Source organism: Paenibacillus sp. FSL R5-0345 (assembly GCF_000758585.1).
In the GTDB taxonomy this organism is placed as follows: Bacteria; Bacillota; Bacilli; order Paenibacillales; family Paenibacillaceae; genus Paenibacillus_AQ.
This window is the reverse complement of the sequence record NZ_CP009281.1, coordinates 3,723,178-3,748,602: the sequence shown is the minus strand read 5'-3', so window position 1 is coordinate 3,748,602 and position 25,425 is coordinate 3,723,178. Positions and strand designations below refer to the sequence as shown.

General features: G+C 43.2%; 25 protein-coding genes. 22 read left to right on the top strand and 3 right to left on the bottom strand.

Annotated features, from left to right (window positions below; all coding sequences use genetic code 11):
• Positions 1–227 precede the first annotated feature (227 nt).
• The 18 genes from R50345_RS16600 (at position 228) to R50345_RS16515 (ending at position 18,353) form a co-directional block, all read left to right on the top strand.
• Positions 228–641, top strand: coding sequence for a LysM peptidoglycan-binding domain-containing protein (locus R50345_RS16600; RefSeq protein WP_042128336.1), 414 nt, complete (start codon positions 228–230; stop codon positions 639–641).
• Positions 642–750: 109 nt separating this feature from the next.
• Positions 751–960: a DUF896 domain-containing protein gene (locus R50345_RS16595; protein WP_042128334.1), complete on the top strand. Its 210-nt coding sequence runs from the start codon at positions 751–753 to the stop codon at positions 958–960.
• A 49-nt stretch (positions 961–1,009) separates the two neighbouring features.
• Positions 1,010–1,537, top strand: a complete 528-nt coding sequence (locus R50345_RS16590) for a hypothetical protein (RefSeq protein ID WP_042128332.1) — start codon at positions 1,010–1,012, stop codon at positions 1,535–1,537.
• A gap of 33 nt (positions 1,538–1,570) precedes the next feature.
• On the top strand, positions 1,571–2,356 hold the full coding sequence (locus R50345_RS16585) for an HAD family hydrolase (RefSeq protein ID WP_042128330.1): 786 nt from the start codon (positions 1,571–1,573) through the stop codon (positions 2,354–2,356).
• A gap of 261 nt (positions 2,357–2,617) precedes the next feature.
• On the top strand, positions 2,618–3,049 hold the full coding sequence (locus R50345_RS16580) for a FixH family protein (RefSeq protein ID WP_042128328.1): 432 nt from the start codon (positions 2,618–2,620) through the stop codon (positions 3,047–3,049).
• A gap of 178 nt (positions 3,050–3,227) precedes the next feature.
• On the top strand, positions 3,228–6,605 hold the full coding sequence (gene metH, locus R50345_RS16575) for a methionine synthase (protein WP_442950208.1): 3,378 nt from the start codon (positions 3,228–3,230) through the stop codon (positions 6,603–6,605).
• A 144-nt stretch (positions 6,606–6,749) separates the two neighbouring features.
• Complete coding sequence (rnz, locus tag R50345_RS16570) at positions 6,750–7,697, top strand: ribonuclease Z (RefSeq protein WP_042128323.1); 948 nt, start codon at positions 6,750–6,752, stop codon at positions 7,695–7,697.
• 284 nt (positions 7,698–7,981) lie between these two features.
• On the top strand, positions 7,982–8,770 hold the full coding sequence (locus tag R50345_RS16565; protein WP_042128321.1) for an HAD-IIA family hydrolase: 789 nt from the start codon (positions 7,982–7,984) through the stop codon (positions 8,768–8,770).
• A gap of 46 nt (positions 8,771–8,816) precedes the next feature.
• Entirely contained in the window at positions 8,817–9,632 is an 816-nt protein-coding gene (locus tag R50345_RS16560; RefSeq protein ID WP_042128319.1) for an Fpg/Nei family DNA glycosylase, read from the top strand.
• Positions 9,622–10,479 (top strand): deoxyribonuclease IV, encoded by an 858-nt coding sequence (locus tag R50345_RS16555; RefSeq protein ID WP_042128316.1) that lies wholly within the window; start codon positions 9,622–9,624, stop codon positions 10,477–10,479. Before R50345_RS16560 ends, R50345_RS16555 begins: the two co-directional genes overlap by 11 nt.
• A gap of 2 nt (positions 10,480–10,481) precedes the next feature.
• Complete coding sequence (locus R50345_RS16550) at positions 10,482–10,826, top strand: cyclic-phosphate processing receiver domain-containing protein (protein ID WP_042128314.1); 345 nt, start codon at positions 10,482–10,484, stop codon at positions 10,824–10,826.
• Positions 10,823–11,146, top strand: coding sequence for a thioredoxin family protein (locus R50345_RS16545; RefSeq protein WP_042128312.1), 324 nt, complete (start codon positions 10,823–10,825; stop codon positions 11,144–11,146). Before R50345_RS16550 ends, R50345_RS16545 begins: the two co-directional genes overlap by 4 nt.
• Positions 11,146–11,928, top strand: coding sequence for an ABC transporter ATP-binding protein (locus R50345_RS16540; RefSeq protein WP_042128310.1), 783 nt, complete (start codon positions 11,146–11,148; stop codon positions 11,926–11,928). The genes R50345_RS16545 and R50345_RS16540 overlap by 1 nt, the downstream gene beginning before the upstream one ends.
• Positions 11,925–12,992: an SAM-dependent methyltransferase gene (locus R50345_RS16535; protein WP_042128309.1), complete on the top strand. Its 1,068-nt coding sequence runs from the start codon at positions 11,925–11,927 to the stop codon at positions 12,990–12,992. Before R50345_RS16540 ends, R50345_RS16535 begins: the two co-directional genes overlap by 4 nt.
• Positions 12,993–13,112: 120 nt before the next feature.
• Positions 13,113–14,615 (top strand): serine/threonine protein kinase, encoded by a 1,503-nt coding sequence (locus tag R50345_RS16530; protein WP_042128306.1) that lies wholly within the window; start codon positions 13,113–13,115, stop codon positions 14,613–14,615.
• Positions 14,616–14,849: 234 nt separating this feature from the next.
• Positions 14,850–16,403, top strand: coding sequence for an ABC-F family ATP-binding cassette domain-containing protein (locus R50345_RS16525; protein ID WP_042128304.1), 1,554 nt, complete (start codon positions 14,850–14,852; stop codon positions 16,401–16,403).
• 72 nt (positions 16,404–16,475) lie between these two features.
• On the top strand, positions 16,476–17,516 hold the full coding sequence (locus R50345_RS16520; RefSeq protein ID WP_042128302.1) for a ThiF family adenylyltransferase: 1,041 nt from the start codon (positions 16,476–16,478) through the stop codon (positions 17,514–17,516).
• Positions 17,517–17,630: 114 nt separating this feature from the next.
• Positions 17,631–18,353, top strand: a complete 723-nt coding sequence (locus R50345_RS16515; RefSeq protein WP_052414627.1) for a response regulator transcription factor — start codon at positions 17,631–17,633, stop codon at positions 18,351–18,353.
• Between the two features lie 45 nt (positions 18,354–18,398).
• On the opposite strand, the gene R50345_RS16510 is transcribed toward R50345_RS16515, so the two are convergent.
• Complete coding sequence (locus tag R50345_RS16510; protein WP_042128301.1) at positions 18,399–18,899, bottom strand: C40 family peptidase; 501 nt, start codon at positions 18,897–18,899, stop codon at positions 18,399–18,401.
• Positions 18,900–19,225: 326 nt separating this feature from the next.
• Positions 19,226–19,867 carry a thiamine diphosphokinase gene (locus R50345_RS16505; RefSeq protein WP_042128299.1) on the bottom strand — a complete coding sequence of 214 codons (642 nt, stop codon included), beginning with the start codon at positions 19,865–19,867 and terminating at the stop codon, positions 19,226–19,228.
• Positions 19,868–20,031: 164 nt separating this feature from the next.
• Here R50345_RS16505 and R50345_RS16500 point away from each other — a divergent pair, with 164 nt between their 5' ends.
• Positions 20,032–20,496, top strand: a complete 465-nt coding sequence (locus R50345_RS16500; protein ID WP_042128296.1) for a low molecular weight protein-tyrosine-phosphatase — start codon at positions 20,032–20,034, stop codon at positions 20,494–20,496.
• Between the two features lie 137 nt (positions 20,497–20,633).
• Here the strand turns inward: R50345_RS16500 and R50345_RS16495 are convergent, their stop codons facing one another.
• Complete coding sequence (locus R50345_RS16495; protein WP_042128294.1) at positions 20,634–21,365, bottom strand: alpha/beta hydrolase; 732 nt, start codon at positions 21,363–21,365, stop codon at positions 20,634–20,636.
• A gap of 265 nt (positions 21,366–21,630) precedes the next feature.
• Between R50345_RS16495 and pdhA the strand changes: the two genes are divergently transcribed.
• The 3 genes from pdhA (at position 21,631) to R50345_RS16480 (ending at position 25,424) form a co-directional block, all read left to right on the top strand.
• Positions 21,631–22,698, top strand: a complete 1,068-nt coding sequence (gene pdhA, locus R50345_RS16490) for a pyruvate dehydrogenase (acetyl-transferring) E1 component subunit alpha (RefSeq protein ID WP_042128292.1) — start codon at positions 21,631–21,633, stop codon at positions 22,696–22,698.
• Between the two features lie 15 nt (positions 22,699–22,713).
• The gene (locus R50345_RS16485) at positions 22,714–23,691 is read left to right on the top strand and encodes an alpha-ketoacid dehydrogenase subunit beta (RefSeq protein WP_042128290.1); all 978 of its coding nucleotides are present in this window, start codon (positions 22,714–22,716) and stop codon (positions 23,689–23,691) included.
• A gap of 107 nt (positions 23,692–23,798) precedes the next feature.
• Positions 23,799–25,424 carry a 2-oxo acid dehydrogenase subunit E2 gene (locus R50345_RS16480; protein WP_042128288.1) on the top strand — a complete coding sequence of 542 codons (1,626 nt, stop codon included), beginning with the start codon at positions 23,799–23,801 and terminating at the stop codon, positions 25,422–25,424.
• Position 25,425 lies beyond the last annotated feature (1 nt).

Here is a 25,425-nt window from a genome sequence, read left to right as displayed (position 1 = left end):
GTTCTAACTATTATAAATATTAATTCGAAAGAGTTAATAAATGGTAGTCTCGTATTGATAAAGCGAACTTTAAAACAATGATCAGCTGGATTCTTTTTATAGATGATAGGGTGATTTACTCTTTTCAAAAAAAAGAGAACAATTGTTCTGAAATAGTATTGAACAAAACACATGTTCGTGTTATTATAATTTCAAAAGTAAGAACAAGTGTTTGGAGGATGATATTCATGTTAAAATACAGTACATACCGTAGCATCTACGATAAAGCCCCCGTGGTTGAATCTTTAGGACATAATCCTGTTACCCGTTATTCAGCTCAGATTAAAGAGATTACAGCGCTTTTGCTTGAAGGATTGATGCGTTTGTTCCGGAGAGATTTTGTTATTAAACTTACATTGATCATTGTGCTCGTACTATCAGGACTCACAGTAGTAGGTAATGTATTTGCAGGATCTACTACTTTAATGAAGGATGAGAAGCGCGTAGTGGTTGAACGCGGAGATACACTTTGGAGTATTGCTCTTGAGAATAAACCATCGGATATGAAGACGGCTGTATATATAGAAGGAATTAAAAAATCCAATGGCATTAAAGGCAGTCAGATTAATGCTGGAGATATTCTCAGTTTACCTATTTATTAATATTCTAAGAACATAATAGAAGGACATAAAGAGCTTGCAGGGAGTAAACCTTGACAAGCTCTTTTTCTCATGGCAGAGTTAGAATTAATTTATATGGGGAGGGAAAGTTTTGAACATTGATGAGTTGGTCGCGCGTATTAACGAATTGGCACGCAAACAGAAGAGCGTAGGCCTTAATCAAGAGGAAACGGCGGAACGCGCCAAGCTTCGTGAAATCTATTTGGGGAATATTCGCAATAACTTCCGAGCACAATTGAATACGATTGAATTGGTCGATAATGATGAGCATGAACAAGGTAACAAGGGGCTTAAGCATTAACACCCTGTTCCTTTTCATAGATACTACTGGATGACTAGGGGGAACGCATATGGCCCGTTCTTGGGAAAGAATGGTTCAACGTAACACACAGCAAATTAACAAGCAAAGAAAGAAACAGGGGAAGGAAACGATTTACGCATCAAAATCCAAATCTCCTGGCAAGAACAGTGAAACCTTTAAAGGCCGTAACATTGCATTTCCAGTAGTGTTATTAGTGCTTGGTACTATGTTTTGGATGATTGGTTCGGTAGATCAGGCCAAAGGCAATGGTATGCTGATGAATTGGCTAGGAGTCGTTTTGTACTACTTACTAGCAGCACTTCTGTTTTTCCGACGTCCGTATTTGAAGGTGGAGAATGCTAGACTATCCACTATAAAATTCAATCGCGAACGCTATTTACCAGCTTCTGATATTGAGAAAATTATCCTTTCGCGTGGAGCTGTTGTTATTAAGCATAAAGGCAAACGCACGAAATGGATTTTTACCAGACTTATGAATCGTTATGATACAACTGCGATGGGGACTCGACTGGAAGCATTCGCAAAAGCTCACCAAATTGAAGTAGTTCACGAATAGAAATTAACCAGCCATGGGAGAGGGAGACCTGTAATGCCAATTTCCGCTGTACTATTTGACCTTGATGATACACTGCTCTGGGATGATCGGAGCGTCAATGAAGCATTTCGTTCTGCATGTGAAGCCGCTGGGGATACGATTGATCCACAAGAACTGGAACTTGCGGTGCGTAAAGAAGCCATAGCACTATATGAATCATACGAAACGAACCCATTTACAAAAATGATTGGGATTAATCCGTTTGAAGCACTTTGGGGGAACTTTACTGCAGGTGAACAACCGGAATTCCGTCAATTGGAGCAGCTTGCACCGGGCTACCGTAAAGAGGCGTGGCGTCGTGGTCTTGCAGCACTTGGTGTAGAGGACGAAGTTCTTGCTGAGACATTAGCAGCCAAATTTGCAGCAGAGCGTAGAAATCGGCCTTACATCTATGAAGAAACAATTCAGGTGCTCGAAGAACTGAAGGGAAAAGTGAAGTTATTGCTTTTGACTAACGGATGCCCTGCATTGCAACAAGAGAAACTAGATGGTGTACCTGAAATCGTTCCTTTCTTTGATCATATCGTAATTTCCGGAAGCTTCGGCAAAGGAAAGCCGGATAAGGATATTTTTCTGCATGCTCTAGAGCTTCTAGATATTGCACCTGAGCAAGGGGTTATGGTCGGTGATAAGCTTACAACGGATATTCGTGGTGGGTTGGCAACAGGTTTGACTACGGTTTGGATTAATAGAAAAGGCAAACAGCCGGATCCGGAAATTCAGCCGGATTATGAAATCAAACATCTTGGAGAGCTTCTTTCATTAGTCCAATCTTTATAAAGTAGAGTAAGAGGCTTTGAATCATTGAGCCTTAAGAAGGCAGTAGGTTCCTGGGTTACTAGGAGGCTTACTGTCTTTCTTTATATCTACATATTGCTTTTTAAAATTGATGAAATTATCTAGTATATGATTTTAGTCACAAGAGTTAAGCTGAATTGATATGAAATACTGAAAAACCAATAATAATGTGTATAATAGATGGAGAATGTATAACATGAATTGGTAGATTCTTAGTACTCAAATCGGCTGGGAGGACTCTATATGAAGATTTCAAGAACAATCGTTCCTTTATTATTAGGTGCAACACTTTTAGTTCTGGGAGGATGTTCATCAGACCAAACCAAACATTCTGGAATACATAATATGAACATGAACATGGACATGTCTATGGAACCTATCAAAGTTGAGTTACATTGGAGTCCTGAAGAGGTTGTTGTAAATCAGAAGGTGACCTTTGAGGCTGTGGTGACGCAAGATAACTTGGCGGTGGATGATGCGAAAGAGGTTCTATTCGAAATTGTGAGTAAAAATGATAATGAACAGAAAATTGAACTTAAAGGGAAGCTAGTTGGTGATGGAGTCTATCAAGCAGAAGGAACACTTGAGAAAGAAGGACAATATATTGTTACATCACACGTAACTGCTAGAACTCAGCATTCTATGCCTAATAAGGAACTCTCTGTGAAACCATAATTAAAAGAATAGTAATGATATCCTATAATTACAGATAATGCAGAGTGGAAAGGAAGGCTTTCCGAAATTCCTTTATTCTGCTAAACTTACTCTAATGTTTTACTGGGGGGACTATACGTTGGCTAAATATACACTTGAGGAAAGCTTACAACAAAGAATATTAATTCTAGACGGTGCAATGGGCACAATGATCCAACAGGTGCCTCTGACAGGTGAGGATTTTGGTGGGGAAGAATTGGACGGTTGTAATGAAATGCTAGTATTAACCCGTCCAGAAGTGATTCAGACGATTCATGAGCAGTATCTCGAAGCAGGTGCTGACCTCATAGAAACGAATACCTTTGGTGCAACGTCTGTTGTACTTGCCGAATATGATATTCCGCAACGGGCACGCGAAATTAATCTGGTTGCAGCGAAGCTAGCTCGCAATGCCGTTGATAAATATGATACACCTGATCGTCCTCGATATGTCGTAGGCGCAATGGGGCCTACAACAAAGACGCTCTCTGTTACAGGAGGAGTCACTTTCCAAGAGCTCGTTGATAGCTACGAGGAACAGGCAGTCGCATTGATTGATGGTCAAGTGGATGCGTTACTACTAGAGACCTCTCAGGATACTTTGAACGTGAAGGCTGGAAGTATAGGCATACGTAATGCGTTTGAGAAGACAGGCATCAAATTGCCAGTAATGATTTCGGGGACGATAGAGCCGATGGGTACCACGCTTGCCGGTCAGAACATCGAAGCCTTCTATATTTCTTTAGAACATCTCAAGCCTATCTCTATTGGTCTGAACTGTGCGACGGGCCCTGAGTTCATGCGGGATCATATTCGTTCGCTTTCTGCAATCTCTTCAGCGGCTGTGAGTTGTTATCCGAACGCTGGGTTGCCAGACGAGAATGGACATTATCATGAATCTCCTGATTCTCTTGCGCGTAAAATTGCTGCGTTTGCAGAAAAAGGATGGCTTAACATTGCAGGGGGTTGCTGCGGAACGACACCGGAACATATCCGTGCTATGTCGGAGGCACTCTCACAATTTCCTCCACGACCGCTTACAGGGAATCATCCACCGGCACTTTCAGGTATTGAGCCTATCTATATCGAGAATGACAACCGACCATACATGGTGGGTGAACGTACGAATGTATTAGGTTCGCGTAAATTTAAACGTCTAATCGTCGAAGGCAAATATGAGGAAGCTTCAGAAATTGCTCGTGCACAGGTGAAGAGCGGTGCACAAGTTATTGACGTCTGCGTGCAAGATCCGGACCGTGATGAGATTGAGGATATTAAACTTTTTTTAGAATTAGTTGTAAAGAAGGTTAAAGTTCCTCTAATGATCGATACTACCGATCCTAAGGTTATTGATCTGGCACTACAGTACTGTCAAGGTAAGGCTATAATTAACTCCATTAACCTTGAAGATGGTGAAGAAAAATTCGAGCTGGTTACTCCTTTGATTCATAAGTATGGTGCAGCAATAGTTGTAGGAACGATTGATGAGACAGGACAAGCAATCAAGGCTACAGACAAACTGGAAGTGGCTAAACGCTCCTACGACTTACTTGTGAATAAATACGGATTAGCTGGAGAAGATCTTATTTTCGACACATTGGTATTCCCTGTAGGAACCGGAGACGAACAATATATTGGCTCTGCCAAAGAAACCATTGATGGAATTCGGTTGATCAAAGAAGCCCTTCCAGGTGTTCACACGATCTTGGGGATCAGCAATGTTTCTTTTGGATTACCGGAAGCAGGACGTGAAGTGTTGAACTCAGTATTCCTTTATGAGTGCACTAAGGCCGGTTTGGATTATGCGATCGTAAACACCGAGAAGGTAGAGCGTTATGCTTCTATCCCTGCTGAAGACCGTCGTCTTGCTGAAGAATTGATTTATAATACGAACGACGACACACTTGCTGCTTTTGTAGCCGCCTTCCGAGGAAAGAAGGTTGAGAAAAAAGAGAAAATTTCTAATCTTTCGCTAGAAGAGCGTCTGGCTTCTTATGTGGTTGAGGGTACTAAAGAAGGTCTCATTCCTGACCTTAATGAGGCGCTTACTAAATCAGGACCTTTGGAAATCATCAATGGACCGCTAATGGCTGGGATGTCAGAGGTTGGACGGTTGTTTAATAACAATGAACTGATTGTTGCTGAGGTGCTGCAAAGTGCTGAAGTAATGAAGGCTTCAGTTGGTCATTTGGAACAGTTTATGAAGAAGGATGAGACATCGGTAAAAGGTAAGATCATGCTTGCCACTGTAAAAGGCGACGTACATGATATAGGTAAGAACTTAGTGGAGATCATCTTATCAAATAATGGTTATCAGATCATTAATTTGGGTATAAAAGTACCACCTGAGTCCATTATCGAAGCGTTTCGTCGTGAAAAAGCTGACGCGATTGGATTGTCTGGGTTACTCGTAAAATCGGCACAGCAGATGGTGCTGACGGCACAAGACTTACGTACGGCTGGGATTGATGTACCGATTATGGTAGGCGGCGCTGCACTGACGCGAAAGTTCACCAAAACACGTATACGTCCGGAGTATGATGGTTTAGTACTGTATGCTAAGGATGCTATGGATGGCCTAGATATTGCTAATCGGCTTATGAACCCTGTTGAACGGGAGAAAATTGCCGAGGAAATTCGAGTAGAAGCGGAATCTGCAGTAGCAGTTGCTCCTAAACAAGAGCTTCCTAAGTTAACTAGAGCAGTTCGCTCCAAAATTTCACCAGATGCACCTGTATTTGTTCCGCCAGACTTAGAGCGTCATGTAATTCGTAATTATCCATTGGGGCATATTATCCCTTATGTGAATATGCAAATGTTGCTCGGTCATCATCTGGGTCTACGTGGTTCTGTAGAGGCGCAGTTAGCTGCTGGTGACGAGCGGACTGTTGAGTTGAAAGGTACTGTAGATGATATTCTACATCAAGCGATGCTGGAAGGTACGATTACTCCACATGCGATGTATCAATTCTTCCCGGCACAATCAAGTGGTAACAATATCATCGTGTATAATCCACAGAATACGGATGAGATTCTGCATACTTTTACTTTCCCAAGACAAGGTGTTGAGCCTTATCTATGTCTAGCGGACTTTTTGAAGTCGGTCGACAGTGGGATTATGGACTATGTTGGATTCCTCGTGGTGACTGCGGGACACGGTGTTCGTGAGCTCTCTACAGCACTTAAGGAGAATGGTGATTATCTACGCTCACATGCCTTGCAGTCTGTTGCACTTGAAGTAGCGGAAGGACTAGCGGAGCGTGTTCATCACATGATGCGTGATACATGGGGCTTCCCAGATCCTGCGGATATGACCATGAAGCAAAGACATGGAGCAAGGTATCAAGGGATTCGTGTATCCTTTGGTTATCCTGCATGTCCGGATCTGGAAGATCAGGGACCACTCTTTAAGCTATTATCCCCCGAAGATATCGGTGTCCACCTTACAGAAGGCTTTATGATGGAACCCGAGGCTTCTGTGTCGGCAATGGTATTCGCCCATCCAGAAGCGCAGTATTTTAATGTAGAGAAGCTGTAATTCTGTCATTTATTCACCCGGTCTGTAAGGGGATTGTATCCCTATCAGCGGAACCTCCCGTAACTGGGGGGTTTTTTGCTGGAAGAAGGACGTTTAGAATAGACAAGAGAGGGTTCAGCCAATAAGAAGAGGGGAGGAAAAAGGATGGAATTATATTTTTTGGGTACGAATGCAGGGGTACCGACTCTGCAGCGCAATGTAACGTCGATTGCATTAAGACTACTGGAAGAACGCCGTAGTATTTGGATGTTCGATTGCGGAGAAGGAACTCAGCATCAGGTTCTTCGTTCACCGATTCGCCTAGGAAAACTGGAAAAGCTATTTATTACTCACTTGCACGGAGATCATCTATTTGGCCTTCCAGGTTTGTTATCGAGTCGTGGTTATCAGGGAGGGACCTCGCCGTTAACGGTTTACGGACCACCTGGATTGAAAGCATACTTAGATATATCCTTAGCTGTGAGTCAATCTCGTATTCCATACAAAATTGAGATTGTCGAGCATACCGGAGGAACGGTATTCGAGGATGATGGCTTTAAAGTGGAGGCGGCATTATTAGAGCATCGTATTGACAGCTATGGTTACCGGGTAACGGAAAAGGATAGTCCCGGGAGCCTCAATACGGAATTACTTAAGAGTTATGGTTTGAAACCTGGACCGATATATGGAAAATTAAAAAAAGGTGAAGATGTTATAACGGACGAAGGTATTCGTATCTGCGCGGCTGATGTTGTCAGAGAGCCTAAAAGAGGGCGTATTATTACGATCTTAGGTGATACAAGACCTTGTTCTGGAGCTTTAGAACTCTCACTTGATGCAGACCTTATCGTTCATGAAGCAACCTTTGGGCATGATCTGGCAGAAATGGCTTATCAGTACCATCACAGTACAGCACGTCAAGCTGCAGAGCTAGCAAAGGAAGCCAATGCAGGTCAACTATTGCTCACTCATTTCAGCTCTCGGTACAGCTCGTCTGAGGAGTTGATTCCTTTGCTGGAAGAAGCTGAGCTCGTTTTTCCAGAGACATTGTTAGCTGAAGAATTCAGCACATATCCAATTTATCGAAGACAAAACGGGCAATTGGGGAAATGATTATTTTCCGGGAAAGCGCAGGAAATGACAGTCCTATGCTAAAAAATGCTGGCTGAGACTCTCGTTCGATTTCTTTCGACGAAGTGTGTTAGATTTAAAGTGATCACAGCGTGGAAGACGTACGAATGGCAGGAAATCTTGCCGAATACCAGCGGGCAATACGACCAAACCCAAAGGATAATGAACCATTCCAAATTCAAGCTGGGCTTAGGTTTATCGTCTATTAATATCATTATTTATTTACCACATTAATTAAATTTCTTATGGAAATAGAGGGATTTATAATGGAACAGATTAAAGGGTTATTGATTGATCTTGACGGTACGTTATATCATGGGCATAAAATGATTCCCGGTGCTGATTTACTGATTAAAGGATTACGTGACGCAGGCATTCCTTTTCTATTTGTTACCAACAATTCATCGCGCACAGCGGCTAATGTGGCTGCTCACTTATGTGGAATGGGAATCGATGCGAAAGCTGAGGAGGTATGTACCTCATCAATGGCGGCCGCGCGTTACATAGCTGAGGAATCACCTGGGGCTGCAGTGGCGATACTTGGAGAAGAGGGTTTGCGTGAGGCCTGTAACGAAGCGGGGCTTCGCATCGTGACAGACTCACCTGACTATGTACTGCAAGGTATTGATCGTTCCTTCAACTATACGTCGCTCTCACAAGCTTCGCGTTGGATTCTGGGAGGCGCAAAGTTTGTACTCACCAACCCGGATTTAATGCTGCCATCAGATGATGGCGTCATGCCGGGGGCAGGTACCATTGGTGCAGCCATTGAGGCTGCTAGTGGTGTGAGTCCGGTAGTAATTGGCAAGCCGGAATCTCATCTAATCAAATTCGCGACAGATCTTCTTGGTATCGAGCCTGAACATGCAGTGGTTGTCGGTGATAATATGCGAACTGATATAGCTGCTGGAGTAAATGCGGGCTGTAGGACAGTTCTTGTATTTACAGGATTAACAAATGCCGACAATCTTGACCTCTATAAAAATCTTACCGGGATCTCACCGGATGAAATTTGTGCCGATTTAACTGAACTTAAAACGTTTCTCGGTGTATAATAGCTAGGATCTTATTACTTCACCAACTTAGAGGGGACGATGAGCTATGCCGGAACTGCCGGAAATGGAGAATTATAGAAAGCTGCTAAGTCAGCATATTATAAATGTGCCAATATCTGATGTGATCGTGAACAGAGAAAAGTCAATTAACATGGAAACAGACGCTTTTAGAAAAGCATTGATCGGCGCACGTGTTGTTTTTGTTGAGCGGCGTGCCAAGTATATTTTGTTTCACCTTCATGATGGACGAAGACTACTTTTACATTTGATGCTAGGTGGACTGCTTTTTTATGGTGCAGAGGAAGAACGTCCGGATCGTAACACACAGGTTGAAATCGCATTTGGTGATCATATCCTTTACTTCATAGGACTTCGCTTAGGGTATCTACATTTGCTGTCCGTTAAGGAAAGCGAAGCCACAATGGGTAAGCTTGGACCTGAGCTGTTGGATCGTCGAATGACACTGGAACGATTCACAGGATTATTAAAGGGACGGCGTGGTGCGCTCAAAAGCCTGCTGGTGAATCAGCATGTGATGGCTGGAGTCGGAAATTGCTATGCCGATGAGATTGCTTTCGAAGCTAGACTTTTACCTTCTGCACAAGTTCAGAATTTAACATCGGATTCTATAGCCCGCCTTTATGAGAGCATCCAAAAAGTACTGACTGAGGCTACTGAAATTGGTGGGTACATGGAAATGCCTTTTATGACTGGGGATACAGTTACAGGATCATATAATAATCAATGTAAAGTGTATGATCGTGAAGGCGAACCTTGCCTTCGTGATGGGGGAACCATTATTAAAACAGAGCAGACTGGACGCAAAGTATTTTATTGCCCAGACTGTCAGCATGAAGAATAGTCCCAAAATAGGGGCTCATGTTAGCATTCGCGGTGGATATGGGAGAGCTGCCCGATTTGCTTGGGAGAGCGGTGCAACATGTTTTCAATATTTTCCTAAAAATCCGCGTAGTTTGAAACTTAAACAGGTGGATGTCCGAGATACGAGGGATTGTGCGCACTATTGTCAGGAAAAAGGGATCGATTCGATTGCGCACACACCTTATGGGATTAACATGGCGGCTGGTATAGAGGATGTTACTCCGCGAAAGGTTTATGTAGCTTCTCTCTTAAATGATTTGGAGATTGCAGAAGCTTGTGGTTCATTAGGCATCGTTGTACATTTTGGACATTTTGGTGGAATGGAGCCGTTACAAGGCTATCAAAATATTATACAATGTATGAATGAAGTGCTGCAGTCCTGGGATGGCCGTGCTAAGCTCCTAATTGAGAATCAAGCAGGCAACCATGGAACGGAAGGAATTACACTTGAAGAACTCGTGAAAGTTCGAGAGCTCAGCCAATTTCCGGAGAACATAGGATTCTGTTTGGACACCTGTCACGCTTACGCAGCCGGTATCTGGAACCCTGAGCGAACGGAAGACTTCCTTGAACGAGGAGAGCAACTCGGATTTTGGCCACATCTTGTTGCGGTTCATTTAAATGATTCTAAGTTTCCTTTCGACTCAAGACGTGACAGGCATGCTGGAATCGGACAAGGACATATTGGAGAGCAAGGGCTGAAAAGCTTATTGTCCTCCGAGCTTTTACGAAGCTCAGCTGTTGTCATGGAAACTGAGAAGGGTGCGGATGGCAGTCATCGAAAAGAAATTGCTACTGTGCGTGGTTGGTTTGAAGCGGAGGCGTAATTGTGATTCATATCTATATGGATGATCTTCGAAAGGTACCGAAAGGGTTCGCTCTGGCTCGTACGACGGAAGAATGTCTTCTGATGCTGCGTGAGTGTGAGGTGGATATTTTATCACTGGATTACGATATGGGGCCGGATGATTATTCGGGTGGAGAAGTTGCTAGACGGATCGTACTGGAAGGACTATATCCCCGAGAAATTTATTTGCACACTTCCAGTCTATGGGGGCGAAGAGAAATGTTTGAGATCTTATACACGGCAAAACCTGAGGGGATGCTTTTGGTAAATGGCCCCCTAAGTTCTGATAAGCTTCGTGATATCTCCAAGGAGACGGACTTGAAATGAAGGAAATGCAGGAAGTAGAATTACTGGACGCGCTCAAGAGCGCTGGAGAACCACTTGTAGTATTTTTACACACTCCATTGTGCGGTACTTGTAAGGCTGCTGAACGAATGTTAGAAGTGGCGGCCCATCTTTTACCCCCTGAACTCCAGATGGTTGCAGGCAATGTGAATATGCTCCCCAATCTTGTAAGACATTATCGTATAACCAGCGTACCTGCGCTACTAGTGGTTTCTGCAGACCGGACAGATGATCCGAATATTTATTATTCAATGGTTTCAGTTGAGCGGGTGCTGGAATACATAAGGGGTGTTATATCATAATCATTTCATTACAACATTTATCTCTTCGTAGGGAAGAAAGCTTAATCTTGGATGATGTGTCGCTAGAAGTTAAGGAAGGTGAGAACTGGGTCATTTTGGGCCGGAACGGTTCTGGTAAAACAACAATTCTAGAGATTGTGACAGGTTACCTGTTTCCTAGCAAAGGGACTGTAGAAGTGCTGGGTTATAAATATGGGCAATGTGATGTACGTGAGGTTCGTAAAGAAATTGGTTATATCGGTCCTTCCTTGATGGAAAAGATGTCTTTAAATGATCCGGTGTGGGAGGTCGTAGCTACAGGGGCTTACGCTTATTTGCGTTTTTACGAGACGATCCCTACCGAAGTAAAAGAGAAAGCAATCAGTATGCTTGAAGATATGAATCTAGGCAATATGGCATTTCATCCCTTTGGGACCTTGTCACAGGGAGAACGTAAAAAAGCCATGCTGGCAAGATGTCTTATGGCTGACCCTAAGCTATTAATTATGGACGAGCCTTGTGCCGGCCTTGATCTATATGAAAGGGAAAAAATGCTGGCTGAAATAGATAAGCTGAGACAGCGTAATGTTTCTGTAGTGTACGTAACTCACCATGTGGAAGAAATTGTCCCGCTTTTCACGCATGTTGCATTAATTCGTGAGGGTAAGCTAGCTGGATCTGGACTGAAAGAAGAAGTATTAACGAAAGAAATGATCTTGGCCACTTATGATATTCCTGTTGATGTTGAATGGGATAGCGGTCGTCCCTGGATTAAAATTAGACCTGGAGGCAAAACGATTTGAACGATTTTAGACAAGATACCGAAGAGCAGACCATCGCTCCGGAAGAAGTAGTGTATTCCCGATATATTTGTACAGCTAATCACGGCTTTGCGCCTTATGCGCAAGAAGAGCTTCGCCGTTTATTCGGTGCTGTGAAGAGTACTTTGCTGTTGCCGGGAGAAATCTTTTTGGCTACATTGCAATGTGAACCGGAGGAAGTAACGCGCCTACTCACTCAGAACCTGCCTATTTTCCTGCGTCATATACAGCCTGTTGAGTTTCAGGATGAAGGAACCATGGAGGCACTACAGCGTTTGGCAGTCTATTTAAGTCGACGCAGCGAGCTGGAAGGGGAGAAAGTATCCCTGAACGTTCGTAAGGGGGATCCTTCCTTCTGGCAGGACAGTCCGGGAGAACTTCGTGAATGGCTCCAAGAGCAGTTGCAGAGCTTAGGCGCAGAATTTACAGTGCAAGATCCAGCCTGGGTCATTTCTGTCTACGCTGACGGGAATGCCTTATATGCAGGTGTATCCAGACCAGAAGCGAATTTATCTAGCTGGAATGGCGGCGCCATCCGTTTTCGTAAGGAAGATGGACAAATCTCACGCGCTAAGTTCAAGCTTATGGAAGCTGAGAAGGAGTTTGATATCCCTTTTTACAGCTTCCGTAATGCGTTAGATATTGGCGCTTCTCCAGGAGGGTGGACTTCTTTCTTGCTGGAACGTGGAATGAAGGTTACGGCGGTTGACCCTGCATTAATGCATGAATCCCTACGTAATTATCCGGGTTTGAAGATCCTTCGTAAAAACGCTGGAGAAGTGAAATTCCGCGATAATGAATTTGATCTGCTCGTTTGCGATATGAGCTGGAGTCCTAAGCTGATGGCGAAGCTTGTAACTGGGCTGCTACACAGCCTGTCGCCGGGTGGGACAGCTATTGTGACCGTAAAACTGATGCATAAGAAGCCGCTAGCGATGATCAAGGAAATTATTGCGATGTTTGAAGGAGAGCGCATGCAGATTCAGCGTGCCAAGCAGCTATTCCATAATCGTGATGAAATTACGCTTTATATGATTAAGTACTAAATCAAACAAAATTCTAAATTTCTAAGGGAAAGCATCCCGTTATTAACGTGACCGTATTTTGCGGTAAGACGTTAATGGCGGGAGCTTTCTCTTTTTTTTTACGAAAAAGGGGGAGTTAAATTGTATTTTGAGACAAAGCTTAAGATTGGACAGGTTATTAATGACAGATACAGAATTACGGATCTGATTGGATCAGGTGGGATGAGTATTGTTTATCTTGCGGATGATTTGCGCCTAAAGGGTAAACGATGGGCTGTAAAAGAAAGCTTGTGCTTAGATGAGCTTCATTCTGATATCCAAGCAGAAGCCGATATGTTAATCACTCTAGACCACCCACGTCTGCCTCGGATTGTCGATTTCTATCTTCCAGATCGAGAAGGGTATTCCTATTTAATCATGGACTATATTGAAGGCGTGAGCTTAAATCAGTTAATGAAGGACAATCCCGGACCTTTGCCATGTAACTTCATCGTTAAAGTGGCTAGACAGCTATTAGAGGTTCTTCAGTACCTACATGATCATCATCCACCGATTATTTATCGTGATCTCAAGCCTTCAAATATCATGTTGACGCTGCAAAAAGAACTGATGTTAATTGACTTTGGGGTCGCTCGAAGCTACAAGCACGGTATATCCGAAGATACGGTTAAGCTTGGTACAGTTGGCTTCGCGGCACCTGAGCAATATGGAAGCGGGCAAAGTCAGCCGGTATCCGATTTATACGGGCTCGGAGCATTAATTCTCTATATGGCAACTGGAGGGCGATGTAGCCATTGGGAGTACGGGATGGAGGATCGGCTATATAATTACATGCCAGCAGGCATTATTCCAATCATAAGACGCTTATTAAGACATCGCCCAGAGGAGCGATATCAGAATGCAGGAGCAGTTCTTAAGGCGTTAGATCGTGTGGAATCCGAAATGGACCGTGAAAATGATCTAACAGCAGTAGTCCCGTTTCCGCTAGAAAAGGGAAAATCGATCGTTATCGCTTTACTCGGAGTAGCTTCAGGTCTTGGAACAACACATACTTCATTTGCTGTGAGTAGCTTACTTGCACAGAAGGGGTCTACTGCATGGGTTGATTGTTCTATGAATTCATCGATTTTTGATCGCATTCGTAGTTTGTTATATGCACAGATTGCAACTGTCCCATATACTGACGAACAATCTGCTTTTTCATGGAAAGGAGTACATTATTGGAATCGTTCTTTTAACAGGGAAATGGCTGATCTACTGAGAGGAAACTATGAATTTGTGGTGTTGGACCTGGGCACTGGCGAATATGGAGGGGCTCTTGAAGAGTTTAAACATAGCGATCTGCCGCTGCTAATTGCCTCAGGTGCAGATTGGAGAATCGAAGAGTTACTTCTATGGATTAGGCGAAAAGGAATACAGGCTGAACCGAATTGGAGAGTGGGGTTACCGCTCGCTGAACACTCCTCTGCACAGCTGCTACAAAGCTTTATTGGGACAGCCAAAGTTTATGGACTTCCTTTTCAACAAAATCCATTCAAGCCCAAGGGGAAGTTGGCGGATGTCATTAATGAAATAATTGAGGGATTATTAGATGCGCCTAGTAAGGTGAAAAGTCGTGTTTTTTTCAAAAAAAATGCTAAATGAAGGGGTTCTGTATGTTTTAACGGCTCACTCAACGAACTTTTAATTCAGTGTTGCGCTAAAGTGTGTTAAAATATATATTTATACGTGTTTTAAAAATATAATAAAGTATACGTTTTACACTATACTTTATTCTTAGATTTCTCGTATAAACGCTTACCGTCCTATGGAGACGCCGAAGGCATTTTTGCTTGTTTACGCATTATTTAAGTATAGATAGGAGCTTGCTGAGAATTTATGAGTTTACTTAGTGTAGAAGACGTTTCCCACAATTTTGGGGATCGGACGTTGTTTAAGAATGTTTCTTTCCGGTTGTTACCTGGAGAGCATGTAGGAATTGTAGGAGCAAATGGCGTAGGGAAATCAACGCTTATGAATATTTTGACAGGGAAACTGTTGAAAGATAGTGGAAGAGTAGAGTGGACACCTCGTGTCCGTTATGGCTATTTGGATCAGCATACCATCTTAACACCAGGTAAAACCATCCGTGATGTATTGAAGGACGCTTTCTTGCCGCTTTTAGAGCTGGAACAGGAAATGCTGAAGATCACTGAGCAGATGGGGGACGCTTCTCCTGAAGAGTTAGAGGTTTTACTTGAGCAAATGGGGGACATCCAGGAGCAGCTGGACATCGGGGATTTTTATTTAATTGATGTGAAAGTGGAGGAAATGGCGAATGGCCTAGGCTTATCCGTCATTGGACTTGACCGTGATGTCGCTTCTTTAAGTGGGGGCCAGCGCACAAAAGTCCTGTTGGCGAAGCTACTGCTTGAGAAACCAAACGTACTGTTGCTGGATGAGCCTACCAACTATTTGGATGTTGAGCACATCGACTGGTTAACTAACTATTTGAAGCAGTATCCATATGCATTTATTTTGATCTCCCATGATACGGAATTCATGAATAAAGTCGTAAATGTGGTCTATCACCTGGAGTTCGGCAAACTTACTCGTTATACTGCAAATTATGAGAAATTCCTGGATATGGCTGAGATGAACAAGATTCAACATATAGATGCTTATGAAAAACAACAGGATTTCATTAAGAAGCAAGAAGATTTCATTCAGCGTAACAAAGCCCGTGCCTCCACATCTGGTCGGGCGAAGAGCCGTGAGAAGCAATTAGATCGTATGGATCGAATTGATCGCCCAGAAGAAGCTGCTAAGCCGACCTTTAAGTTTAAAGAGAGTCGTGCCAGTGGCAAAACAGTCTTTGAAGGCATTGATTTCGAGATTGGCTACGACCGTCCGTTGCTACCTATGCTGAATATGACCATTGAACGTGGAGAGAAAATCGCTATCGTTGGTTGCAATGGTGTGGGTAAATCGACGTTATTAAAGACCATTCTCGGAGTAATTCCAACATACAGCGGTAAAACTTATCTTGGAGATTATCTGAATTCAGCATACTTCCAACAAGAAGTGAAAGCAGCTAATCTTACACCTATTGAGGATGTATGGAATGAATTTTCTAGTCTAACTCAGAATGAAGTGCGTGGACATCTAGCTCGTTGCGGTCTGAAAAATGAGCATATTACACGACCGCTTAGTATGCTGAGTGGTGGCGAACAAGCTAAGGTACGTCTTTGTAAGCTGCTGATGCGTGAGAGCAACTGGGTACTGTTCGATGAACCTACAAATCACCTTGATGTGATTGCCAAAGCTGAGCTGAAGCGGGCACTGCAAGAATATAAGGGTACAGTCCTGCTGGTCTCCCATGAACCTGAGTTCTATGAAGATTGGGTTACGAAAATTTGGGATGTAGAGCAGTGGTCAGCTGTACAAGTTTAGAATCAACATCTTTCCGGGGAATAGCAGACTATCTGCTGTTCTCCGGTTTTTGGATACAGGGAGGGGAATCAATTGATCCATACAGAGGAGCGTGAAGACCGTTATTCTCGTCAGGTGCGGTTTGCGCCATTTGGTGAAGAAGGACAACAAGGGCTCGCGCAGTCTAGTGTATTAGTAGTAGGAGCGGGTGCGCTTGGTACCGGAATTGCAGAGACGCTGGTACGCTGCGGGGTCGGGAGGATTATTTTAGCTGACCGTGATTATGTAGAGTGGAGTAACCTTCAAAGGCAACAGCTCTATACCGAGGCAGATGCACTAGAACGGATGCCAAAGGCTGCCGCTGCGCTGAGAAGACTTCAACAGATTAATTCTGAGGTTGTTATTGAATCCCACGTTATTGATGTCCGTGCAGAAGAGCTGGAAGGGCTCATTTCTGGGGTTGATCTAATCATGGACGGTACGGACAATTTTGATACTCGGCTCATTATTAATGATATGGCACAAAAACACGGTATCCCATGGGTCTATAGTGCATGTGTAGGCAGTTATGGAATAACATATACGATTTTGCCAGGAGAAACCCCATGTCTCCATTGTCTCTTAGGGACAGTACCTATAGGGGGGGACACCTGTGATACTGTAGGTATCCTTCCGCAAGCTGTACAATTAGTTACGGCAAATGCTACTACAGAGGCGCTAAAGCTACTGGGAAAGCGTAAAACACAATTAAGAAACAAATTATTAACGTTCGATGTGTGGCGGAATGAACATCATGAGATTGGAGTGAAGGCTGCCAAAAAGGAAAACTGCCCTTCTTGTGGGAGTCATCCGATTTATCCCTATCTTACGGCAGCAAATACCGAGCGAAGCGATGTCCTATGCGGGAGAGATACCGTACAAATCCGTCCTTCGAGACCACAGAAGCTTAACTTGCAGGAAACTGCGAATCGTTTGTCTCGTTTAGGAAGCGGAAGCGTGGACAGCAATGCTTATCTGGTTTCTTTTATAGAAGGGCCTTATCGAATGGTTATTTTTGCGGATGGCAGAGCCTTAATTCATGGGACTAAAGATATTGCTGCTGCTAGAAGTTTTTATCATCGATATTTCGGATAAAGAAGCGCTAAATAGGGTTCAGACCATTTCTAAGGAATGGTCTTTTTGTTTTCCGGGAATTCTATAAGTACCGCAGTGTTGCTATTGCAAGTCATATAGATATGGGGGAGCTTTGTGATTGAGCAAATAATATGGTATATGGCTGATAGCTCTAGTAGCGAAGAAGATCGAGTCGTTATTCAAAGTGTGCTACAAGATATTGGACTTGAAGCAACAAAAAGCGAAGATCCCGAGGATCTCCGCTTAACCATATCAAAAGTAGAACCGGTACTGCTGCTTGCTGAGTTATACGAGGTGGGGACTTGGGAAGGCTGGGATATTATTTCCGCTGTAAGAGCAGAGGGGATGATACTCCCGGTAATGGTGATTTCCGGTGAACAATCTGAATCTGGAACTGGGGCGGTTTCGGCATTCTCAGCCGGGGGTAATGAATATATGACCAAGCCTTTACATACCGGTGAATTCAAGTACAGAATTCTAAATTTATTAACCCTTACTGGACGGCGTCGAAATTTAAATCAACTGCTGAGAGTCGATGGTTTAATGCTCGATCCCAGTCGCAGATTTGTAAGTCGCGAAGGGATCGAGTTAAAGATGACGCCCAAGGAATTTGATCTATTGTATTATCTCGCTGCAAATCAGGGAATGATATGTTCCCGTGTCGAGATACTTAAGGAAGTATGGGGTTACCAATTTCACGCAGATACGAATGTTGTTGATGTTTACATTAGACATATCCGTTTGAAAGTTGATAAAGGTCACCGGAACAAGTTAATTCATACTGTTCGCGGAACAGGATATGTAATGAGGGCGCCCGAAGGCAGCACCACATCCTGAGACTTTTTCTCTATTATAGTTTGAACTCTACTACAGAGCCGTTGTTTACAGTACGCGGCGAGCCTTTAAATAAGTTTTTTTCCAAGTACCGGAGTTAAGATCGGAAATCGTAACACCTGGCTTACCGTAAGTGTGCAGAATTTTACCGTTGCCGGCATAAACAGCTACGTGAGTAACGTTTTTGCCAGTTGCTCTGCTACCGCTTGAGAAAAATACGAGATCGCCTACACGAAGATTCGCTTTAGATACGGCTGTTCCTTTTTTGGATTGTTCTGCAGCCGTACGAGGCAGTGTTACGTTATATTGTTTAAAGATATATTTAGTAAAAGAAGAGCAGTCAAAAACTTTAGTAGTAGATGTGGATGCACCGAATTTGTAAGGCACTCCCATATATTTCTTTCCGAGATTCACTATGCTTTGAGCTTTAGACACCGAAGCAGCTTCAACTTTAGTTGCTCCTACGCCTGTTGCCATCATTGTTCCTAAGCCCATTGTAGTAACCATTCCTATAACAATCGCTTTTTTAATCCATTGTTGTTTATTCATGTTGTAGTACCTCCAAGGTGTTAGTCTTTGTTGTTGTGTTTGTCTGTCTTGCTTGCCTGATTCGTAGTATAGCAGGTTATCTATTACATAAAAAATGGTAGAGGTGCAATAAAGTGAGGCTGGGTATGGGTTGGAAGCGTTATATTAAAAATTCATTAAAAGTTACAAAAAATTAATAATTTAATCTGTCAGGACATAAAAAAAGCCGAAAAACCCTTGGTATATAAGGATTTTCTCGGCTTCTTTCAATTTGCTATAAAAGTTACAATGATGTTTCTAAAATGCAAAAAGGGAGCATTTTTACGTTATACATGTGCCATATGTAATTAATCTTTACTCTGAATAATCAGCAACAATCCACTTCGGATGGAAACCGTTCCTGAGGATGAAATCAGTTTATTACTTACGCCAAGAGATTGTCCAAGCTTCAGCGTAGCGTCAGTCAATGGATATTGAAAACCTTCAATGGTAATCCCCGATACTTCTGGGGTTAAGGGTAGCAAAGAAACGTAGGTGTAGCCTAAATCGTTGATAACAGCCTGGGATCCTGTAAGGGTTATATAGTTATGAGTGTCCATGACGTAGCAGTTGATTTGACGTTGAAGGGCTCTTGTCATCATTTGAATGCTAGCCAGAGAATGATCAATTCTAGTCCCTGTAACACCTAATAGTAGAATAGAATCAGGTTGCTGATCTATTGCAATATCGAGTGCCATCTCGCTATCTGTTAAATCCTTGTTCACGGCATCACAGGTGACGGTCTTTTTACTTAGGTTCTCAATATCTTGAAGTGCCTCAGGCGAAACGGAATCAAAATCACCTACTGCTATATCTGGTGTATATCCGTGTGAAATGAGAAACAATGCCCCTTGATCCGCACCGATAATAAAATCATCTTCATCTAATAGATCGAAATAATCCGGAGATAATTCACCACCGGCAAAAATAACGACGCGTTTGGATGACATAACATCCATTCCTCCTCTTAAACCTCTAGTTGAGTATCCTGTCCAGTATAATGCAGATCGAAAGGTTGCACAATTGACCTCGACAACGCTAAAATGAGAGTGTGTGATCTTTTGAGTATAATTTCACATATATTTTAGGTTTAACAACCAGGAGGTGAACGAAAATCGTAAGAGTACTGTTTGTATGTCTAGGTAATATTTGTCGATCACCGATGGCGGAGGCTGTTCTACGGCATAAGATTCATGAACGAGAATTATCAGACAAGATTCTTGTAGACTCTGCGGGAACTGGTGACTGGCATATTGGGAAAGAACCGCATGAAGGAACGAGACGTATCCTTGATCATAATGGTATTAGCTATGAGAATATGATGGCGCGTCTAGTTAGCAGTGAAGATTTTCAAAAATTTGATTATATCGTCTGTATGGACAAGTCTAATGGAGAGAATGTTCGAAAGGTTCCAGGAGGAAATGACGCTGATCTAATGTTCTTCATGGATTTATTGCCTGAGGAGGAACTGCGTGAAGTACCAGATCCGTATTTTACAGGTAATTTTGAACAGGTGTATGACTTGATCAACGCGGGCTGTGACATATTGCTGGAAAGAATGATAAGAGAAAAGCTGTAACCCAATTTGGATTACAGCTTTCTCGTTATGATTCATATGGTAAATCGAGGAAAGTTGCTGGATTAAACTGTAAGCGCAAACAAGTAATCTACATACTGTTCTTTAGATGTTCACTATTTACTACTATCAACTGGTCATTATGCGTTTAAGAAATAGAGTAGAGACTCTGGTAGCTCTTTCTGCCAAAATCCCCAGAGATGACGTCCGTCCTTCTCTCGGTAGGATACGGTTGCTCCGCGTGATTCAAGCAATGTTTTAGTTTCTCGATTCATCTGAACAAAATCATAAATGCCGGTATCCGTTTTGTAGTCAGTTTCCTGAAGACCGACGACCATATTAATGTTGAGCCAGGAAAGATCCTCTTCTTTGGCCAGCATTTCGCGGGACTCAGGATAGAAAGCCCCGGAAAGGCTGATGATACGTGTAAAGATCGCAGGATAAGCAAGTGCAAGATGGAGCGATACACTGCCCCCAAGAGAGTCACCTGCTAGGATTCGTTCGTCCGGAGTACGGCGTACAGGATATTTTTGTTCAATGAAGGGAATAATCTCTTCGGAAAAGCAAGATAAGTACTGCTTGAATCTGCTGCCAAACGGCGCATATTCTTGAGTCCGAACAGCGACGTCTACTTCGACACCAACAATGATGAAGGGCTCCACGTCTTCTTCTATAATAAGACGTCCAGCAAGTGTAGCGATGCGGCCAAAGTTAAAGAATTCTTCTCCGTCTTGGCAATACACAACGGGATAGCTCAAGACTTCGTTGTAGCCGGGAGGGAGATAGATGCGTAATTTGCGTTCCTCCTGCAGATGTTCACTCCAAAGCGTTTCTTTTACAATTGTGCGTTTCAGAAAAACAGAATCGCTCATAGTTGCCACGTCACCTTTCTTGTCGAATTTTGCAATACACAACGGTTTGCTCTAAAATAAATAGCTGAGTAACTGTGTGATTAATCATTTACTTGTTCCAAAAGCTTTAAACTGTTATATAAAAATATATCACCTGTTATACATACAAAATTTAAAGAAATATAAATTTTATAAGTATTTCTTTGACGAAAGTAACCAAACAGGTGTATAATAATATTATAACAGAGGCAGCTGATATTCAAATTTTTTTATTGAGGTGAAGATAATGAGTAAAGTTCCTTATGAAGTGTATACAGAGGACGTCGAGGCTCTAACGGTACTTTCCCCGGATGGAGAAATTATCAACAAGGATAAAATGCCTGATTTAACCGACGATCAACTGAAAGAAATTATGTATCGTATGGTATTTACCCGTACTTGGGATGATCGTGCAGTAAATCTTGGTCGTCAAGGCCGTCTTGGTTTTTACGCACCGGTATCCGGTCAAGAAGCTACTATGATTGGTAGCGAATTCGCTTTGGAAAAAGAAGACTTCTTATGCCCAGGCTACCGTGATATTCCGCAGCTAGTATGGCACGGACTTCCATTGTACCAAGCATTCCTATATTCCCGTGGACACCAACATGGTGGAGCTATTCCTGATGGCGTTAATGTATTGATGCCACAAATTATCATCGGCGCGCAAATCCTGCACGCTACAGGAATTGCAATGGGCTTTAAATTGAAGAAACAAAAGAGTGTTGCAATTACTTACACTGGTGATGGCGGTTCTTCTGAAGGCGACTTCTATGAAGGCTTGAACTTTGCTGGTCGCTTTAAACTGCCTGTTATCTTCTTTGTTCAAAACAACGGTTACGCGATTACGACTCCGTTCGCAAAACAAACAGCTTCCAAATCGATCGCTCACAAAGCGGTTGCAGCTGGTATTCCGGGAATCAAAGTTGACGGCATGGACATCTTTGCGGTAATCAGTGCTGTTCGTGACGCTGCTGAGCGTGCACGTAATGGTGAAGGTGCTACATTGATCGAAGCTGTAACTTACCGTTTCCGTCCACACTCCCTTTCTGACGATGCAAGTAAATACCGTTCGAAAGAAGAAGAAGGACAATGGAGTGAAAAGGATCCAATTAACCGTCTTGCCAAGTATTTGGAGAAGAAAGGTCTTTGGACTGAAGAAGATACGCTGCGCGTGAAAGACGAAGCGAAAGCTACTGTTAACGAGCAGATTAAAAAAGCTGAACAAACCGAAAAAATGACAATACCTGGCTTGATCGACAGCATGTTCGAAGTAACACCTAAACATCTGGAAGAGCAAAAAGCCGATTTTGAATAAGGGGGATATCAGGCAATGGCACAAATGAATATGAAAGAAGCGATCCGCGACGCGATGCGCGTTGAACTGAATCGTGACCCTAACGTTCTTATCTTCGGAGAGGATGTTGGTAATGTAGGTGGCGTTTTCCGTGTAACGGAAGGACTGCAAAAGGAATTTGGCGAAGATCGTATTTTTGATACTCCACTAGCTGAGTCCGCTATCGGTGGTTTGGCATTTGGTCTTGGTGTACAAGGCTTCCGCCCAATTGCAGAAATTCAATTTGTAGGTTTTATCTTTGAAGCACTTGATCAGATCGTCGTTCAAGCGGCACGTCTGCGTTGGCGTTCTGGCGGTAAATATAATGCTCCAATCGTATTCCGTACTCCTTTTGGTGGCGGAGTTAAGGCTGCTGAGCTTCACACAGACTCACTTGAAGGTTTGATTGCACAAAGCCCGGGTATTAAAGTAGTAATTCCTTCAAACCCATATGATGCTAAGGGACTTCTTATCGCGTCTATTCGCGACAATGACCCTGTATTCTTCATGGAGCATTTGAACCTTTACCATGCGTTCCGTGCTGAAGTACCAGAAGGTGAATACACTGTTGAACTTGGCAAAGCTAATGTAGTTCGTGAAGGTACTGACGTTTCGATCATTACTTACGGGCTGATGGTACATACAGCTACCAAAGCAGCCGAGCAACTCGAAAAAGAAGGCATTAACGTTGAAATTATTGACCTTCGTACTGTAAGTCCAATCGACATCGACACTATTGTAGCGTCTGTGAAGAAGACTAATCGTGCTATCGTAGTACAAGAAGCTCAAAAGAGCTCCGGTGTTGCTGCTGAGGTTATTGCACAAATTAATGAAAAAGCATTGCTGCACTTGGAAGCGCCTGTGCTTCGTATCGCAGGACCTGACACAGTGTATCCATTCGCACAAATTGAAGATACATGGCTTCCAAACCCTGCGCGTATCATTGCAGGCGTGAAGAAAGTTTTGGATTTCTAAAAAATTCTATGAGAAACGGTTGTCATCCTATATAGGATGACAACGTCGTTTCTTCTTCTAAATTCTAATCATAAGGTCAGTCCCAATTTCACAAGGAGGTTTTCAAAGTGGCAAAGTTTGAATACCGATTCCCTGAACTAGGTGAAGGTTTGCATGAAGGTGAAATCATCAAAATGCATATCAAAGCCGGTGACAAGGTAACGGATGATGATATCGTAATGGAAGTTCAAAATGACAAGGCGGTAGTTGAGGTACCTTGTCCAGTGAACGGTACTGTGTTGGAAGTTCTGACTAAAGACGGTCAAGTATGCCGTGTTGGCGAAGTTGTAGCAATTATCGAAGCTGAGGGCGATGTACCTGAGCAAGAAGGTCATGCTGCTGAAGAAGCTCCTGCTGCACCTGCACCTGCTGCACCAGCTCCTGCGAATGCTAAATCAGCGAACTTTGAATATCGGTTCCCAGAACTGGGTGAAGGTCTGCATGAAGGTGAAATCATCAAAATGCATATCAAAGCCGGTGACAAAGTAACCGATGATGATATTATCATGGAAGTTCAAAATGACAAGGCGGTAGTTGAAGTTCCTTGTCCAGTGAACGGTACTGTATTGGAAGTTCTGACTAAAGACGGTCAAGTATGCCGGGTCGGCGATGTTGTAGCTATCATTGCTGCAGAAGGTGACGTTCCTGAACAAGCCGGTCATGCAGCTGCAGAAGCAGATGTAGCAAAAGGCAGTGCAGATACAACTTCTTCCCCTGCAAGCGGATCTGTTAGTGCAGCACCAGCTCCTGACCGTGATGTATTGGCTACACCTAGCGTTCGCAAATTTGCTCGTGAGCAAAAAGTGGATATTTCTAAAGTGAACGGAACTGGAAAAGGCGGCAAAATCACTCGTGAAGACGTTGAAGCATTCCTGAAAGGCGGTTCAGTACCAGCAGCATCTGCAACACCAGCAGCGGCAGCTTCTGAAGCTCCTAAGGCTGCTAAGACCGAAGCTAAAGCACCAGCAGCAGCGGCGAGCGGTAATGTTAGTCTTGAAGAAGAACGTGTACCATTCAAGGGCATTCGTAAGGCGATCTCCAATGCAATGGTTAAATCGGCTTACACTGCACCGCACGTTACCATTATGGACGAAGTAGATGTTACTGAACTGGTAGCATTCCGTACACGTATGAAACCAATCGCTGAGAAAAAAGGCGTTAAGGTTACTTACCTTCCGTTCATCGTTAAAGCATTGGTTGCAGCTTCCCGTCAATTCCCAGCACTCAACGCTATGATTGATGAAGAAGCAGGCGAAATTGTCTACAAGAAATACTACAATATCGGTATTGCTACTGATACACCTAACGGTTTGATTGTTCCAGTTATCAAAGACGCTGACCGTAAGAGCATCTGGATGATCGCTAGCAGCATCACTGACCTTGCAGTTCGTGGTCGTGACGGTAAATTGTCTGCTAACGAAATGAAAGGCAGCACGATCTCTATCAGTAACATTGGTTCTGCTGGCGGTATGTTCTTTACTCCAATCATTAACTTCCCTGAAGTGGCTATCCTCGGAACTGGCCGTATCAGTGAAAAAGCAGTTGTGAAGAATGGTGAAATCGTAGTTGCTCCTGTAATGGCGTTGTCACTCAGCTTTGACCACCGTATTATCGATGGTGCGACTGCTCAAAACTTTATGAACTACATTAAATCGCTGCTCAATAATCCTGAGCTGCTGGTTATGGAGGTATAAT

What these genes read in the sequence shown, in the direction of transcription:
- R50345_RS16600 (WP_042128336.1), top strand. Translation starts at nt 228, where the DNA reads ATGTTAAAATACAGTACATACCGTAGCATCTACGATAAAGCCCCCGTG.
- R50345_RS16590 (WP_042128332.1), top strand. Translation starts at nt 1,010, where the DNA reads ATGGCCCGTTCTTGGGAAAGAATGGTTCAACGTAACACACAGCAAATT.
- R50345_RS16585 (WP_042128330.1), top strand. Translation starts at nt 1,571, where the DNA reads ATGCCAATTTCCGCTGTACTATTTGACCTTGATGATACACTGCTCTGG.
- R50345_RS16580 (WP_042128328.1), top strand. Translation starts at nt 2,618, where the DNA reads ATGAAGATTTCAAGAACAATCGTTCCTTTATTATTAGGTGCAACACTT.
- metH (WP_442950208.1), top strand. Translation starts at nt 3,228, where the DNA reads ATGGGCACAATGATCCAACAGGTGCCTCTGACAGGTGAGGATTTTGGT.
- rnz (WP_042128323.1), top strand. Translation starts at nt 6,750, where the DNA reads ATGGAATTATATTTTTTGGGTACGAATGCAGGGGTACCGACTCTGCAG.
- R50345_RS16565 (WP_042128321.1), top strand. Translation starts at nt 7,982, where the DNA reads ATGGAACAGATTAAAGGGTTATTGATTGATCTTGACGGTACGTTATAT.
- R50345_RS16560 (WP_042128319.1), top strand. Translation starts at nt 8,817, where the DNA reads ATGCCGGAACTGCCGGAAATGGAGAATTATAGAAAGCTGCTAAGTCAG.
- R50345_RS16555 (WP_042128316.1), top strand. Translation starts at nt 9,622, where the DNA reads ATGAAGAATAGTCCCAAAATAGGGGCTCATGTTAGCATTCGCGGTGGA.
- R50345_RS16545 (WP_042128312.1), top strand. Translation starts at nt 10,823, where the DNA reads ATGAAGGAAATGCAGGAAGTAGAATTACTGGACGCGCTCAAGAGCGCT.
- R50345_RS16525 (WP_042128304.1), top strand. Translation starts at nt 14,850, where the DNA reads ATGAGTTTACTTAGTGTAGAAGACGTTTCCCACAATTTTGGGGATCGG.
- R50345_RS16510 (WP_042128301.1), bottom strand. Translation starts at nt 18,899, where the DNA reads ATGAATAAACAACAATGGATTAAAAAAGCGATTGTTATAGGAATGGTT.
- R50345_RS16505 (WP_042128299.1), bottom strand. Translation starts at nt 19,867, where the DNA reads ATGTCATCCAAACGCGTCGTTATTTTTGCCGGTGGTGAATTATCTCCG.
- R50345_RS16495 (WP_042128294.1), bottom strand. Translation starts at nt 21,365, where the DNA reads ATGAGCGATTCTGTTTTTCTGAAACGCACAATTGTAAAAGAAACGCTT.
- pdhA (WP_042128292.1), top strand. Translation starts at nt 21,631, where the DNA reads ATGAGTAAAGTTCCTTATGAAGTGTATACAGAGGACGTCGAGGCTCTA.
- R50345_RS16485 (WP_042128290.1), top strand. Translation starts at nt 22,714, where the DNA reads ATGGCACAAATGAATATGAAAGAAGCGATCCGCGACGCGATGCGCGTT.